The organism is Neokomagataea thailandica NBRC 106555 (genome assembly GCF_001598495.1).
GTDB classification, from domain to species: Bacteria; Pseudomonadota; Alphaproteobacteria; order Acetobacterales; family Acetobacteraceae; genus Gluconobacter; species Gluconobacter thailandicus_A.
Genome location: NZ_BCZB01000022.1, coordinates 34,618 through 50,083, shown reverse-complemented (window position 1 = coordinate 50,083; position 15,466 = coordinate 34,618). Strand labels below are relative to the sequence as shown.

Annotated in this window: 14 protein-coding genes, 1 tRNA gene and 1 riboswitch; of the genes, 7 read left to right on the top strand and 8 right to left on the bottom strand. The window is 52.0% G+C overall.

The annotated features are described in order from the left end of the window. A partial coding sequence (locus NTH01S_RS08525; protein ID WP_174523614.1) for a 2OG-Fe dioxygenase family protein occupies window positions 1–191 on the top strand: 191 nt, incomplete at its 5' end. Between the two features lie 88 nt (window positions 192–279). Continuing rightward, window positions 280–798, top strand: a complete 519-nt coding sequence (locus NTH01S_RS08520) for a hypothetical protein (RefSeq protein WP_068172407.1) — start codon at window positions 280–282, stop codon at window positions 796–798. 14 nt (window positions 799–812) lie between these two features. Here NTH01S_RS08520 and NTH01S_RS08515 read toward each other — a convergent pair. Then, a tRNA-Gly gene (locus tag NTH01S_RS08515) sits at window positions 813–886 on the bottom strand. Window positions 887–1,005: 119 nt separating this feature from the next. Then, a riboswitch (SAM riboswitch) is annotated at window positions 1,006–1,085 on the top strand. A gap of 81 nt (window positions 1,086–1,166) precedes the next feature. On the opposite strand from NTH01S_RS08515, the gene metZ reads away from it, so the two are divergent. The 3 genes from metZ to NTH01S_RS08500 are packed head-to-tail and all read left to right on the top strand — an operon-like array spanning window position 1,167 to window position 3,416. Beyond that, complete coding sequence (gene metZ / locus NTH01S_RS08510) at window positions 1,167–2,360, top strand: O-succinylhomoserine sulfhydrylase (RefSeq protein ID WP_068172402.1); 1,194 nt, start codon at window positions 1,167–1,169, stop codon at window positions 2,358–2,360. Between the two features lie 41 nt (window positions 2,361–2,401). Further along, window positions 2,402–2,875, top strand: coding sequence for a Co2+/Mg2+ efflux protein ApaG (gene apaG, locus NTH01S_RS08505; protein ID WP_068172440.1), 474 nt, complete (start codon window positions 2,402–2,404; stop codon window positions 2,873–2,875). Window positions 2,876–2,906: 31 nt separating this feature from the next. Beyond that, window positions 2,907–3,416 carry a DUF1543 domain-containing protein gene (locus NTH01S_RS08500; protein WP_068172399.1) on the top strand — a complete coding sequence of 170 codons (510 nt, stop codon included), beginning with the start codon at window positions 2,907–2,909 and terminating at the stop codon, window positions 3,414–3,416. A gap of 47 nt (window positions 3,417–3,463) precedes the next feature. Here NTH01S_RS08500 and NTH01S_RS08495 read toward each other — a convergent pair whose 3' ends face one another. Continuing rightward, on the bottom strand, window positions 3,464–3,916 hold the full coding sequence (locus NTH01S_RS08495) for a cupin domain-containing protein (RefSeq protein ID WP_068172436.1): 453 nt from the start codon (window positions 3,914–3,916) through the stop codon (window positions 3,464–3,466). Between the two features lie 156 nt (window positions 3,917–4,072). Here NTH01S_RS08495 and ispF point away from each other — a divergent pair, with 156 nt between their 5' ends. Further along, window positions 4,073–5,239 (top strand): 2-C-methyl-D-erythritol 2,4-cyclodiphosphate synthase, encoded by a 1,167-nt coding sequence (gene ispF / locus NTH01S_RS08490; protein ID WP_068172433.1) that lies wholly within the window; start codon window positions 4,073–4,075, stop codon window positions 5,237–5,239. A 151-nt stretch (window positions 5,240–5,390) separates the two neighbouring features. Next, window positions 5,391–7,580 (top strand): methyl-accepting chemotaxis protein, encoded by a 2,190-nt coding sequence (locus NTH01S_RS08485; protein WP_169802064.1) that lies wholly within the window; start codon window positions 5,391–5,393, stop codon window positions 7,578–7,580. Window positions 7,581–7,665: 85 nt separating this feature from the next. Here the strand turns inward: NTH01S_RS08485 and NTH01S_RS08480 are convergent, their stop codons facing one another. The 6 genes from NTH01S_RS08480 to NTH01S_RS08460 form a co-directional block, all read right to left on the bottom strand. Beyond that, window positions 7,666–9,057 carry an NAD-dependent succinate-semialdehyde dehydrogenase gene (locus NTH01S_RS08480; RefSeq protein WP_068172393.1) on the bottom strand — a complete coding sequence of 464 codons (1,392 nt, stop codon included), beginning with the start codon at window positions 9,055–9,057 and terminating at the stop codon, window positions 7,666–7,668. A 145-nt stretch (window positions 9,058–9,202) separates the two neighbouring features. Then, entirely contained in the window at window positions 9,203–9,331 is a 129-nt protein-coding gene (locus NTH01S_RS12160; protein WP_267288112.1) for a hypothetical protein, read from the bottom strand. A 200-nt stretch (window positions 9,332–9,531) separates the two neighbouring features. Continuing rightward, complete coding sequence (locus NTH01S_RS08475; protein WP_068172430.1) at window positions 9,532–10,227, bottom strand: ATP12 family protein; 696 nt, start codon at window positions 10,225–10,227, stop codon at window positions 9,532–9,534. Further along, window positions 10,224–12,797: an AsmA family protein gene (locus NTH01S_RS08470; RefSeq protein ID WP_068172390.1), complete on the bottom strand. Its 2,574-nt coding sequence runs from the start codon at window positions 12,795–12,797 to the stop codon at window positions 10,224–10,226. The genes NTH01S_RS08475 and NTH01S_RS08470 overlap by 4 nt, the downstream gene beginning before the upstream one ends. A 104-nt stretch (window positions 12,798–12,901) precedes the next feature. Beyond that, complete coding sequence (locus tag NTH01S_RS08465) at window positions 12,902–13,885, bottom strand: RluA family pseudouridine synthase (RefSeq protein ID WP_068172387.1); 984 nt, start codon at window positions 13,883–13,885, stop codon at window positions 12,902–12,904. Then, complete coding sequence (locus NTH01S_RS08460) at window positions 13,882–15,186, bottom strand: replication-associated recombination protein A (RefSeq protein WP_245642301.1); 1,305 nt, start codon at window positions 15,184–15,186, stop codon at window positions 13,882–13,884. Before NTH01S_RS08460 ends, NTH01S_RS08465 begins: the two co-directional genes overlap by 4 nt. Window positions 15,187–15,466 lie beyond the last annotated feature (280 nt).

Here is a 15,466-nt window from a genome sequence, read left to right as displayed (position 1 = left end):
TGGAACAAGGCACCACCACAATCCATGACGATGCCCAAACTTTACTCGGCTCCTTCACCCTTACCGAACCGCTTGACGCCGCCATTGTGGATGATCACCGTGTTTTCCATGGCGTGACCCCCGTCACCCCAATTGACCCCACACAACCCGCCCATCGTGATGTTCTTGTGATCACATTACGGCACGAATAAACACCCTCTCTCCCTCAAAAGGGAACTGATCACGCATTTCGTGCTATAGTCATCTCACATCCACATTTTAGCCAAGGCTAGACACTCCATGTTCCACCGCCTGTTGTGCGCTACCCTGCCCATTCTTGTTGCTGCGTCTATCATCACTCCTGCCGATGCCCGCCACCGCGCATCACATACGCGTAGTACGGCATCTTCCTCTTACCCCGCCCCGGTTATCCTCGCGGCGCATCCGGGTACAGCGTTGGATCATGACGCGCGGACGCTCAATGAAGATGATCTGGCAGACGCGGCCAAGCACCATGACGCCCCCGTTGTCTTAGTCGGCTCAGCGCCGCTTTCATCCAAAAAAAGCGATGAAGCCTTATTCGTACAGCTTCAGTCTGCGCGCCTTTGTGGCTCTGCTGGGTGCACAACATCCGTTTATCTGCGGCACAACAATAACTGGACAACCGTACTCGACTCAGTCAACGGCGATATTTCAGTCCTCGGTACCAGCCATCGTGGCATGCGTGACCTACAAGTCGGCCGTAATGACCGCTGGGTCTGGGATGGCAGCCAGTATCAAGACACGCTGAATTCACCAGCGATGCCGAATTTGCGCTAATTTTCAGGGAAAACTGGAGCGGGTGAAGGGAATCGAACCCTCGTATGCAGCTTGGGAAGCTGCCGTTCTACCATTGAACTACACCCGCAGACAGGCGGACATATAATCCCTTCCGCCCGAAACTGCAATCCACATTCCTGCGGATATCTACAGTTGACGGCGGGATAAAACTACGCACATAGTAATGGATTGTGGAAGCGCCAAACAGCGAACCACCCTCGTGATTTGAGCGGCCGGCTTGCGGCGAGGTTAAAGAATTGCGCTAAAGAGGCCCTGAGGTCACCCACGATTCCCCAGGACTTCCACGGCCCACCAACCGGTGCAGCGCCCCGCCTTGCGGACCCTGCCCAACTGGAGGGACTGACCCCATGTCATCAAACAACTGGAAAACGGCAACACGCCTCCTGCATGATGCCCCAAACCGCACCCCCTATGGCGAAACGTCTGAAGCTCTCTTCCTAACATCCGGCTTCGTCTATGACAGCGCAGAACAAGCCGCAGCCACTTTCACGGGCGATGTCGAGCGCTTCCAATACTCCCGCTTTGGCAACCCAACGGTTGATACGTTCCAAGAGCGCCTCGCCCTCCTCGAAGGAGCCGAAGCGTGCATCGCAACAGCAACCGGCATGGGCGCCGTCTCATCAGCCATTCTCTCCCACGTCAAAACAGGCGAGCGTGTTGTCGCGTCCCGCGCACTGTTTGGCTCCTGCTACTGGATCGTGACATCTCTCCTCCCACGCTACGGCATTGAAACCGAACTGGTTGATGGTGATGATCTCGATGGCTGGAAGAAGGCTCTCTCCAAGCCCACAGCGGCCGTACTGATTGAAAGCCCATCCAACCCCATGCTTGATGTGTTGGACATTCAATACATCGCAGACCTCACGCATAAAGCGGGCGGCCTTCTCATGGTGGATAACGTTTTTGCATCCCCGCTGGGTCAGTCCCCTCTTAAACTGGGTGCAGATGTCGTCCTGTATTCCTGTACAAAGCACATTGATGGGCAAGGCCGCGTGCTCGGCGGTGCCGTACTCGGCAGCAAAAGCTGGATTACCGAGACCCTCCAACCCTTTACCCGCAACACCGGCAACGCCCTCTCCCCCTTCAACGCCTGGGTTCTCCTCAAAGGGCTTGAGACACTGCAACTCCGCACGGACGCCATGGCACATAATGCCGCGAAGGTGGCTGATGCCCTCGCTACCTTACCCGGCGTAAAATCCGTGCGTTACCCCGGTCGGGCGGACCATCCGCAGGCAGAACTGGCCAAGAAACAAATGACCAATGGCGGTTCACTCATCGCATTTACCGTTGAGAATGAACAAGCAGGCGCTTTTGCATGCCTCAATGCCTTTTCGCTCATCGCTATTTCCAACAATCTTGGAGACGCACGCAGCCTCGCAACACACCCAGCCACAACCACTCATATGCGTGTTGCACCTGAAGAACGGGCACGCCTTGGCATTACAGACGGCGCTATTCGCCTCTCTGTCGGCCTCGAAGACCCGGAAGATCTGATTAATGACCTCCGCCGCGGCGCAGAGGCTGCTCAAAAGAGCGTATAAGAGAACCTGACATCTGCATGGCCCTGCGCTACACTAGGGCCATGCAAGACAAGCCCTCCCCCCCGCAGATCGTCACCGACCCGGAAACGGCCCTCGCTGAGGCGATGGAAAGCGCACCACGCTTTTCAGAAACCACGCAGGACCTCACCGTGACTGTACGCACCTTCTGGCTGGAGGATCAGTCCCAACCAGAAGAACACCGCTACGCATGGGCCTATCACATCAGTATTGAGAGTACCCGCAGCGACACAGTCCAACTTGTGTCACGCAGTTGGGAAATCGTCGATGGATTAGGACGCACAGAACATGTCCACGGCGATGGTGTCGTGGGGGAGCAACCTTTCATCAGCCGCTCAGAACCATATGTTTATACATCCGGCGCCATGCTCACGACCCCAAGCGGTTTTATGCACGGCACCTATCACATGGTCGAACCCACATCAGGCCAACGCTTCGACATAAAAATCCCCGTTTTTAGCCTCGACAGCCCGCATGAGCATAGTTTAGTACACTAACGAAATAGAATATAATTCCCAGTTGGTTCTCATGCTCTCATCAAAAAAGCTTTTCATTTTTTACTTAGGTGGTGATGCACCAGGAGCCAATATTGAGGTCCATGACGTCCAATTCGCCGCAGTTGAACGCCCAGAAGAAGCACATCCTCTCCTCATCGAAAAATGGTTTGGCACGCGAGATTCGTTACACTTAGATGCCTATGGCATCGTCACATGGGCTGATGGGCACGCTGTATCCATCCACACAACACCGTCAGCCAGCACCAATAAGCTCTATTTTATCAATATGGGCGGCTACACGCCCGGAGCACTCTGTGAAGATCACGCTTTCACATTCCTCGTCGCCCCTTCCGCAGAAGAGGCGAAAACACGGGCAAAACAACTCCTCCTCACAGACCGGAATTTACAACATCACGACAACCTAATGGATATTGATGATTGCATCCTCATCGATAAAATCGACGGTCTATTCATCCATCTAGAACCGCACCCTACCGGCACCGCCCTGCACGCAGAATGGCAAGGATACCAGCCCATTTAACTCCATAAAACGCCGACAACACATTCACCAAGACCTATAGCAAACAACTAATACTCTTTCTTTTCACCCGCCAACGGTATGGACGTCGGCTCGTTCGACGTTCCCGCATAGGTCAACAGCAGAATTGTTGGCTCATCTCCCGCAATACCACGATGAGGATCATTCACACTTTCCGCAAAGGCTTCCCCTTTATGGAACGTCCTTGTCTGACCTGTGGCCTTATCCTCAATCGTTAATGAACCTTCTAAAACATAACCAGCGTTCGGAAACGGATGCGTATGCCACGGCAGCGCCGTATGCGGCGCAATCGTAATCCTTAATACCGTGAGTTGTGGCCTTCCTCGTGGGTAAGCTTGATACGCTTCTCCGTTCCAAGAATGATCAGCCTGTAACAACCGATCCGCCTTCGCAGTCTGGCCCGTTTTATCATGAGCCACCGCCAAAGGTGCGGCATATAATGACCACAAGACCAAACCCCAGACATATTGATACCGCTTCATACCGCTGACCTCCTGTTGCCAAAGCGCGTCAGCATACCCCTCAACGCCCTCCATCACCTTACAATTCACCGTTCCCTCATACGCGCGCGCAGATAACCCCTCAAAAGAGCCCTTCTCCCCTTGACGGAGCGCGATGGGCAGACCATTCCTCCTTTCATGCGTATCGCTGCCCTTCTCCTCGCTGCCGGCCGTGGTCGGCGCTTCGTCGAATCTGCACCGCATGCTGACGGTGCCAGCAAACAATTCCGCCTGCTCCACGGAAAGCCAGTCATCCGTCGTGCGGCTGAAGCCTTGCTCCCCCATGTCCATATTCTTTTGCCTGTTGGGGATGACCCATTACTGGCCGAAAGTCTTGCAGGGCTCGATATCCTTGCCCCCGTTCCCGGCGGTGCTGAGCGCCATGACAGCGTGCGCAATGGACTAGAAGCCCTCACCGCCCTGCCTGAACCGCCGGACCTTGTCTTGGTGCATGACGGTGCGCGCCCTTGCGTACCCGCAGACGTTGTCCAAGGCGTGATTCACGCTCTCAAAACACATGCCGGGGCTATCCCAGCCGTTGTGGTCAGCGATACTCTTAAAAAAGTTGAAAACAATATCATCACCGGCACCGTTCCACGTGATGGCGTATACCGTGCCCAAACCCCTCAAGGTTTTCGTTTCAACGAATTCCTTGCCCTGCACCGCAATCACCCAGATGCCCGCACGGATGATGCCGCCCTTCTGGAACAAGGTGGCCACCACGTCGCTATCGTACCGGGCTCTGAAAACAACATTAAACTGACCGTCGCGGAGGATATGATGCGCCTTGAAGGAATACTCGCCGGAAACATGCTACCCCGCGTTGGCCTGGGCTATGACGTTCATGCTTTTGCGGATGACCGTAAGCTGATCCTCTGCGGCATTGAAATCCCCCACACACGTGGCCTCGCCGGACATTCTGATGCTGATGTGGGTATCCATACCCTTTGTGATGCCATTTATGGCGCATTGAACGAAGGCGATATTGGCCGTCACTTTCCCCCCAGCGAAGCCGAGTGGAAAGATATGGATTCCGCCCGCTTCCTCATTCATGCAGGTGAACGCATCCGCGCACGCGGTGGATTTTTAGTGAATGCAGACATCACCCTGATCTGTGAACGCCCCAAAATCGGCCCACATGCACAAGCCATGCAAGAACGCCTTGCCGATCTTCTCAAGGTCAGCGCCAGCCGTATTTCCGTTAAGGCAACCACATCAGAACGCCTTGGCTTCACGGGACGTGAAGAGGGCATCGCCGCGACGGCTACCGTCAGTATTATGGTGCCTGATTCCGGCGAGGTTTAAGCTAAATACAGCACTCAGAAGCAGCGACTTCGCAGCTTCTGAGGCGATTTTCCTCGCAACATAATCATCGACGTTCTACGGCCCAAAGATAAATTTAATAAAAAATTAAACAAACTCCATAATAGTCATGGTTTTGGAGTCAGAAATTATCATGATAAACTATATTAAAGCATCTCTTCCAAGAAAAATATTAATAATTACGTTGTCATTGTTAATATCCGTTCAAATATTTGCAACATTAATCGCCAGCATATTAATGATAAAAAACATAAGAAACAATACAGAAACAATATCTATTATAAAATTAGACAATATATCAAAATCAATTATTAATGAAATAAATGAACAATGCAATATAGTTAACTCACTAAAAATATCCATTGAAAATAGTGGAGAAAACCAAACGATAAGCCGAAAAGAAATTTTTGATCTTTTAATGGAAAATATGAAAGACTACAAAAAACTTTATGGAATTGATTTCAAAGAAATACCCAATGGATTACCACCCAAAAGGGAAGATGAAACAAATTTAGGTACAAACCAACACGGTATATTCCTTCCTTATTTGATTAGAAATAAAAACAATACTATTGATGTTCATACTCCCTTAGAACATTACAGTGATATTTATAACAACGTTATCCAAACTGGAAAAATCTCTGGCTTGGAACCGTATATAGATTTCGAAACCAAAGTCCCGATGGTATCTCCAACCTACCCCATATCTCTCAATGGCAAACGCATTGCTGTCGTCGGGGTGGACATTCCTCTAGACTGGTTATCCAATCTTCTTTCTAATACACACATCACAACAAATTCATCTATTTCTTTATTGTCTGATAAAGATTTTTGGATTTTTAATAAAAATAAAGAAATAATTCTTAAAAAAGCCACGGATATTAAAAATAAACCAACTCAATATCACAAAACATACATAGATTATTCATACAATAATGGATCATCAATACGTATATTTTCAACTATAAATTTTCCAGAATTTAACGAAAATTGGACTATCATTGCCAACATTCCCAAAAAAGATCTTAACATCCAAATTTACAAAAATGTTGCCAAAATCATTATTCCTGGAATTTTTTTAATATTCTTATCTTCATTTATAATGTTAAAATTATTAAATAATTCACTGAAAAATCCTCTAGTAAAGGTTTTAAATAAAATTTCCATTTTAGAAAGAGGAGAATACAACTACAAATTTGAAAATACGCAAAGTACTGATGAAATTGGTGCCATTTCTCGTGGACTTGAAAAATTTCGTTCTTCACTTTCCCAAGCAGAGAAGAATACCCAACAACAATTCCTAGAACGCGAGAAAAATGCGCAAGAGCGCGCACAAATCGCCCGGCAAAAGGAACAGGAAGAGAAAGAACAGTACCACGTATCCGAAAAAATCCGAGAGGGCCTCTCCGCACTCGCTGAAGGTAATATGCTCTATCGTATTACAGATGACTTCCCAGAACGCTTTCAAGTCATGAAAACCGATTTCAATGCCGCCTGCACGCAACTGCAAAAAACTATCTCAGCTGTACAAAAAGGGGTTATTACCATCGGCAGCGGCGCAAAACAAATCACTAGCGCATCAGAAGATATGGCCCAGAGAACAGAATTACAGGCCGCAAATATTGAAACAGCCTCTAGCGAGCTTAACCGCGTCGTAGAAATGGTGCGTATATCATCAACCAATGCGACTCAAGCTGCACAAGTGACTGATGGCGCACGTAAAAGCGCAGAGGATTCCGGCAAAATCGTACGTTCTGCTGTTACAGCTATCAGCGAAATCGAAGCCCGGTTTGAGGAAATAAATCAGGTTGTCCGCCTCCTCGATGAGATCGCGTTTCAAACTAATCTTCTGGCACTCAACGCTGGAATTGAGGCGGCTCGTGCTGGAGAAGCAGGTCGCGGCTTCTCAGTTGTTGCAACAGAAATTCGTAACCTCGCCCTCCGCTCGGCAGAGGGCGCACGCGATATTAAAAACCTCATCTCAAATTCAGCAGACTTTATGGCAGATGGTGCTCATTTAGTCCGCAGCGCTGGCAATGCTCTCAACACTATTTTTCAACAAATGAACGATATTGATCATCTTGTTGCTTCAATTGCAAAAGCGTCTACTAGCCAATCAATGGCCTTAGAGAGCATCAATTCAACCGTACATGACATGACATCAACCATTCAGCAAAATGCAGCTCTCGTCGAAGAAAACACGACGGCTATCGCATCCCTGAATCAAGAAGCCTCTATTCTAGGAAAACAAGCATCTCTATTCAACGTTGAACACAATAGTATTGATACGAAATACACCACAACTTTGTGGAAATATAAATGATAATTACATAAAAATTATATTATTTAATTAAGAACACAAACACTCAACCGTATAATGGTTAAGTGTTTGTGTGCTATAATATCAATCAGAATGGTGCATCAATATCCACAACATCAATCAATTTGTGGTTCACAAACTCTTTGATACCCAGACCAATCAGTTCACGACCAAAGCCCGAACGGTTCACACCACCAAAAGGTAGATCGGCTTTCACCATCGTCGGGTGGTTTACATAGACCATACCCGTATCGATCTGCTCAGCCACCTTAAAGCCGCGCGCCTCGTCCTTCGTAAAGACGGAACCACCCAAGCCAAAAGGCGAGTCATTCGCCACGCGAATGGCTTCTGCTTCATCCTTCACACGATAAAGCTGCGTCACTGGCCCAAAGAATTCCCAATGCCGCGCTTTATTCTCACCATGAAGACCAGTCATCAACAGTGGCTGAAAAAATGCACCTTTTTCTGGAACAGGCGCACCAATCACTTCAACCTGTGCACCTTCAGCTTTGGCCTCTTCCACCTGCTTGGCTAAATCGTCAGCCGCCTTTTGAGAAGAAAGCGGCGCCAAAGTCGTGGCTGGGTCCATCGGATCACCCGCCTTCAACTTCGCTACCTCTGCTTTATAGACTTCAAGAAAACGATCATAAATCGCATCCACAACGATCAAGCGCTTGGATGAAACGCACACTTGCCCTGCATTCCAGTGACGCCCAAAAGCCGCCCACTTCGCTGATTTTTCAACATCAGCATCTTCCAGCACAACAAAAGCATCTGCACCACCGAGTTCCAGAGTCGCTTTCTTCAGTGCCTTACCAGCAACCCCCGCAACGACGGAACCAGCAGCCTCAGACCCCGTCAGCGCTACACCACATACACGCGGGTCTTCCAAAATCACCGCAGTGTGATGGCGGGCAGCATACAAGTTTTGGAACGCCCCTTTAGGCAAGCCCGCTTCCAGCATCAACTCTTCAGAAATAGCCGCACATTGCGGCACATTTCCTGCATGCTTCAACAACACTGTGTTCCCTGCGGAAAGCTGCGGCGCAATAATCCGCGCGACCTGATAAAAAGGAAAGTTCCAAGGCTCAACCGCGAACACAATACCTTGCGGCTGATGAACCAGCTTCGCCTTACCTTCCGTTGACTTTGCAACTGGCAGGTCTTCTGGCTTCAATAAGGTCTCAGCATTTTGCGCGTAATAGTCGAAAATATCAGCGGAGAGTTCAACTTCCAGCTTCGCTTCACTGAAGAGCTTGCCCATTTCTAACGTCGCTAAACGTGCATATTTATCAATATCACGACGCAGAATAGACGCTGCCGATGCCATAACCTTCGCACGCTCTGCAAAAGAAACATCGCGCCACTGGATAAAAGCCGCATGGGCATCATCCAGTGCTTTATGCACTTCTGTATCTGTCGCTTCAGGGAAGGTTTTGAGCGTTTCAGCCGTATAGGGATTGATCGTTGCGTAAGCCATTGGAAGCTCCTTTGCTCATCAGCGAAGCCGCAAGTGCCACATCATTCCAGCGACTCTTGGCTTTGGCGCTAGTAAACGCCTTTTAAGGAGATTGGTTAAGAGGCTTAGTGTTCAAGTTGTCTTGTGCAAGCAATCCCAATAAAAATTAACCGTGCAATGCACATACGATAACAATTAAGGGTGTAGCGGCCAAAATAGCCCACGCCCCCAATGAACCAAACCGCACAGCACGCGCACGAAAATTCTTTAACGATTTACACGTCGCGTCAGACATTTAGATCCAGCCTTCATTCACTCGATGTGACACAGGGCCACATATATTCTTTCGAAACAGATATGACGACTTGCTGGTGTAAAAAGCCAGTCACGTATCATCTCGAAATGTCACATTGGCTGATGCTCTGACAGGAGATTATGGCGGCAAGATGAAAATCAAACCCCACCCTGCCACGAATGCATATTTTCTAAAAAACTTTACCTAGAGAGGCGCAGAAAAGACACAGCATCCCGTACATCATTCTGTCGGGTTTGAATCGTTGCTGTAAGTTCTTTATCGCCCCCCCAAACAGCTTCCTGCTTGCGCTCATCTGCCGTGATAATCGCCACCGCTTGCTCAGATGTCAGCCCGCCTTCCAGCAGCGCATAACCAACCAACAAACTCCCCCCCGCTTGAGCCAAGACACCCAAAACGGCAAGTTCTGCCTCATCACACCGCGCCAACCACTGCGTTAACGCCGTAACATAAGCATCAGACTGCGTAACTGGCATCAAGCCCGCCGTCACCACAGGGCGCAACCCGCGCTCCTCCAACCAGCCGAATAGAGCCTGTACGGCTGGCTCTCCAGTACCACCATCATAGCACAATGCATCATCCAGCCCGAAGCTGAGCAATGCCGCACGCGTCACGGAAAGATCAGGCCGTATACGCTCAATCATAGTCCCTGCGATGCGCGTTAAAGGCAGAGCATCCGGCTGAAAACTCCCTTCACCAATACGCGCCCACTCCGCAGCAATGGCATCCGCTAATCCGCGTTTCTCTAGGGCAAGCACACTGCCCTTGGGCAAACGAATGGGGCGCTCATCCAGCACCGGCATGTAAACAAGACCCTGCCCATCCTCTTGCTTTTCCTGAACAGATACTGTCTTCCAAAACCGTCTCTTCGCGCTCAATGCCATACTCCTAATGCTTTTAGCAGATCACCCGCGCGGCTCTGATGCTTCGCGGCCATAACAGGCTGCGGGCCGGGCTGATCTTTCCGCGCGGCAGCCAACCACGCCACACACGGGTCTTGCTCCGCAGGTGCTGCACTACCCAGTGTCAATTGCGCGTTACCATCAGCATCTCGCTCTGGTTGTACCGTCACATTCGTCCATGGCCCGTCCAACATCAAAGGCACAGAAGCCGCGGCTCCCGCCAACTCCACGGAGGGCTGCACATGTAAGGTCAAGGTCTGCGCCACCAAGCCGACCTGCCCCTGACCAGACACCTGCACATTCCCGGCTTGCAAGCCCAAATGATCAATCTCAGCCTTACCGCCAAGCAAAGCCATATGCGCCCCCAAACACCGCAACCCATGCTGACCGGAACCAATGAAAGAGGCCGCCTGAGGCCCTGCCAAACGCGCGAGTAACGTACCGCTCACCTGACCATCCACCATAGAAAGGCCCAGCTCACCTTCGAGCGTGTCACGTACACTCTGCACATCATAACCCTGCCCGCGTACGTCACCAACAATCTGCACGGCGCCATGCAGCATATCGGGCATAGACACCACCTGCTGCACCCAATGCGCTGGCAACATTAAAGAAGCTGCTTGAAGATGCATCTGCATAGGCCAGATCGAAGCATCTACATCGACCAGACCACCCAACGTCACACCCGCTCCCTGCCCCTTCACAACATGCAGAATGGCATGCCCCGCCGTAGAGGCCACATGCCCTGATACGCCCGTATAATCCGCGCCACCAACATGCAACTGATCAACAGAAACCGCTACATCCATATCTTGCGCACGCAGTCGCTTCACCCAATGCGGAACGGATACTGTATTCCTCACCGCAGTGGTAGAAACACCATCAGGCCCCTGCACCTCATGCCCGGCCGCCATTGCCGTTTTCAAAACCGCTTGCGGCACCGTGGCAGCATGCGCTGTAGGCTCATCTGTTGATGCCGGTTCTGCCGGAGCCATCTGGCGCAACACATCCACATCACAATGCGAAGACGTCAACACCCCATGAATATGGGGCGTACCCTGCGCCAGAAACGCCACACTCACATCCCCAGACAAAGCTGCTTCACGGCTCTCAAAATCCAGCCCCTTCAAGGCGTATGCACCTTCCCCACCCAGCGCTATGTGTCCACCGAGAGTCACATCATGCAAAAGAGCCCACGGCGTCGACAACTGACCCGCACGACCCTGTACCATAAGCTGAGAGGCCGCACCCACAGCGCCCTTTAGCGTCACCACTAAGGCATCTTGGCTGTTCAACGGTGGTGCTGCATGCGGCGCATTTAGCGTTGCCGAAAGAGATAGAGACTGGCTGCGTATTTCTGCCTGCACGGGCACAGAAGTCCCTTGCCCCGCACTCTGCACAAACCCGACCATGCCACCCAATGTACCGGCCTGGCCCGAAGCATGCCAATCACGGCCACGCCACTCAATGTCAGTTTCGACCGTCAAAGGGGATTGCACAGAATCAGCCGCAACCGTCACATGACCCAGCTCTACCCCCCAGACAGGCATAGACCCCACATGAAGATGAAGCGCGACCGGCGTCAAACCCGGTACGGGCCACCAGCCTTGCCGCTCACCGCCTTTTTGCGCACGCAATGCGGACCAATCCACATTCCCTGCCAAGGTCACATCCCCCCCTAGTGCCGGCACATGCGGCAGACCGGCGTGCGGGAACAGCTCTTCTGCATCCTGCAAATCCAACCATTCTCCACGCAGATGGACCGTCATTCCCTGCACATGGCGCGGATCTTGCAAAGAACCATCCAGTTCCAACCAATCACGATGGCTGTCCGGCCCTAATGTTGCTGCTAAACTAAACGACCACGGTGCCCCGCCCGCCGGCAAGGCAGAGGACCACAATGCGCCCAACGCACTCACATGCCCTTTGAGGGTAAAAGGCGTACCCGCATGCTGCCCGGCCAGATTGATCCATGGACTCGGCGTCCGTAGCCCCGCCAAATCCACAGCCTGAACGGCAAAACCACCACTCACGCCCAAGCGGCGGTCATCCCATTGCACGGTACTATTCGTCAGATGCAACGCGTCCAGCGCCACAGCCCAATGCGCTTCAATACGCCGCGCTTGAAAACCATTGACTGGCAGAGGGGCTTCTTCCTCTTGACTGTTCAACGCATGCGCCATCCAGTCCATACGGCCATCAGCCCGCCGGTGCACAAAAATCCGCGCACCATCAGCCACAAAATCCTGAAACCGTATCTCACGCTGCAAAAGTGCGAGAACAGACAAACCCGCATGCAAAGACTGCGCCTGAAATACCGGAACATCACCCGCCCGGGACAACACCACATTTTGCGCGACAATAGAGGGCCACGGCAAAAATTGAACCGCTGACTGCTCGACCTTCAGGTCCAACCCCGTTTCCTGCTTCAGTGCAATCGCAACGCGCGCACGCAAGGCCTTTTGGTCCACTAGGACATTGGCCGCGATGCTTACACTCACAAGCAGCACCACAAACACGATAACGGCAGCAACCAACTTTCTCATGCCGAAGCTTTCCCTCACCATACGAAAAGACACTGAACCACGTTACGCACATGGTCAGTGCCTTTTTCAAAGTCGCGCCCCTTAAAACATCTTAAGAGCTGCGCTTAAGCCTTTTTACCCCGAATGCGTTTTGGTGCTGGCGTATCACCCGCCACAAAACCCATCGTCCGAAACGTCTCACGCATATGCGGGGACAGTGCCGCTGTCACGATCAAACGCCCACCTGCTGGATGCGGAATATCCAACTCGCGTGCATGCAAGTGCAACTGGTCCAAGAACCCATCCGGATGCGCCGTCTTCCCACCATAACGCGGGTCACCCAAAATCGGCGTACCAAGAGATTCACAATGCACACGCAATTGATGCGTACGCCCCGTCAAAGGAGACAGGGCAAGCCATGTGATCTTCTTGCCCGCCGCATCAATCGTCTCATACTCACTCTTGGCAGACTGCGCGTCTTCTTCACCACGGTCCACAGGCACAACCAGCGCCGCACCGCCCGCGCCAACCTTAGCCAAAGGCTGATCAATCACGCCCGATGCTGGCTGCGGACGCCCAACGACAATCGCCCAATATGTCTTCTTCACATCCCGGCCACGGAACGCTTCAGCCAATTTCGCCGCAACACCCGGCGTACGGGCAATCAACAACAAGCCAGACGTGTCACGGTCAATACGATGCACCAAACGTGGGCGCTCACCATCTTCCCCACGCAAACCATCCAACATCATGTCGACATGCTTCATGATCCCCGGACCGCCTTGCGTGGCCAGACCAGATGGCTTGTTCAACACCATCAAATGATCATCACGATAAATGACCATTTTCTCAATTTCGCGCACCAAATGCGGATCAGGCGGCGGCGGTGGTGCTGGACGGCTCACATCCGGCATAGGCGGAATACGGATATTCTGCCCCGGAAGCAAACGCGTATTGGTCTGCACACGGCCACCATCCACACGCACCTGCCCCGTACGGCACAGCTTTTGCAGCGCGCCTTGCGTCAAGTTCGGGTAATGACGTCTGAACCAACGATCAAGGCGCAGATCGGCCTCATCTTCAGTTACGATACGATTGTTAACTCTCATGCCTCGCGGGATGCCCTCTTCGCGGCCCGGCTGTCCAGAAGTTTTCGTAATCTTCCTTCATATCCTCGCTCTGTTGGCTGATAAAGCACAGCGCGCGGCATACCATCCGGGAAATAATTCTGTCCGGAGAAGCCCCCCTCCGAATCATGATCGTACTCATAGCCCTGCCCGTACCCAATGTCCTTCATCAAATTGGTCGGAGCATTCAAAATATGAGCCGGCGGCATCAAACTCCCTGTATCACGGGCCAAGCGCCGTGCTGCTTTATACGCCGCATACACAGCGTTTGACTTCGGCGCGGTTGCTAAATGTACAACCAGTTGCGCCAATGCCAGTTCGCCTTCAGGAGAACCCAAACGCTCAAAACTCTGCCACGCCGCCACCGCCAAATTCAGCGCGGATGGATCAGCCTGCCCAACATCTTCCGCCGCAAAACGTGCCAAACGCCGTGCAATATAACGCGGGTCCTCGCCCCCTTCGAGCATCCGTGCAAACCAATATAGCGCGGCATCCGGGTCACTACCCCGCAGCGATTTATGCAGCGCTGAAATCAGATTATAATGCTCTTCCCGGTCTTTATCATACAATACGGCACGCCGCGCCAGCAGACCGGTCAAATCCTTCGGCGTCAGCGACGGTACATCCCCTAAGGCAGCAATCTGCTCAACCATATTCAGCAAATAACGCCCATCACCATCAGCCATCGCTCGGATACTCGCCCGTGCTTCTCGGTCCAATGGGAGACCACGCTCCAGCACGGCTTCCGCACGCTTCAATAGCCCTTCCAAACTGGCATCATCTAAGCGATTCAACACCAAGACTTGGCAGCGTGACAGCAAGGCTGAGTTCAACGCAAAAGACGGGTTTTCCGTCGTCGCGCCAACCAAAACCACAGTCCCCCGCTCAACAAATGGCAAAAATCCATCCTGTTGCGCCCGGTTAAAACGATGGATTTCGTCCACAAATAATAACGTGCCACGCCCTGTCATTTGCTGACGGCGCTCGGCCTCATCAAACGCCTTCCGCAGTTCCGCTACACCCGAAAAAACAGCCGATATTTGTGCAAAAGCAAGATTCGATTGTCCAGCCAAAAGCCGCGCAATCGTTGTCTTTCCACACCCCGGACCGCCCCACAGGATCAAGCTGGACAATGTCCCCCGCGCCAACATCCGCGTAAGCGTACCCTCCGCCCCCAGCAAATGATCCTGCCCACACACATCTTCCAACCGCTTGGGACGTAAACGATCTGCTAAAGGCTGCGTCCGTGGCGCTGCCTGCACATTAGGCATAGGTGTTCGCATTCCACTATGGGGCGGCGCAGCACCTGCCTGACGCACACTGCCCTGCCCTCCCGGCCCGACATTTTCCTTCCTAGACGTACCCCTTCCCTGAGCCGTGGGCATCTCACCGAACAAGTCAGACATCGTCACAATCACCCTTTTCCGCCACTACAGCCCCTAACGCCTCTCACATAGAGAATCCCTCAAATGGGATGAACCTTTACACTGACCAAGAAAATCCTCTTCACAAGAATACCCCTACACTGTCGCAGCCCCACCAACAGCTTAAGGCACATACCCT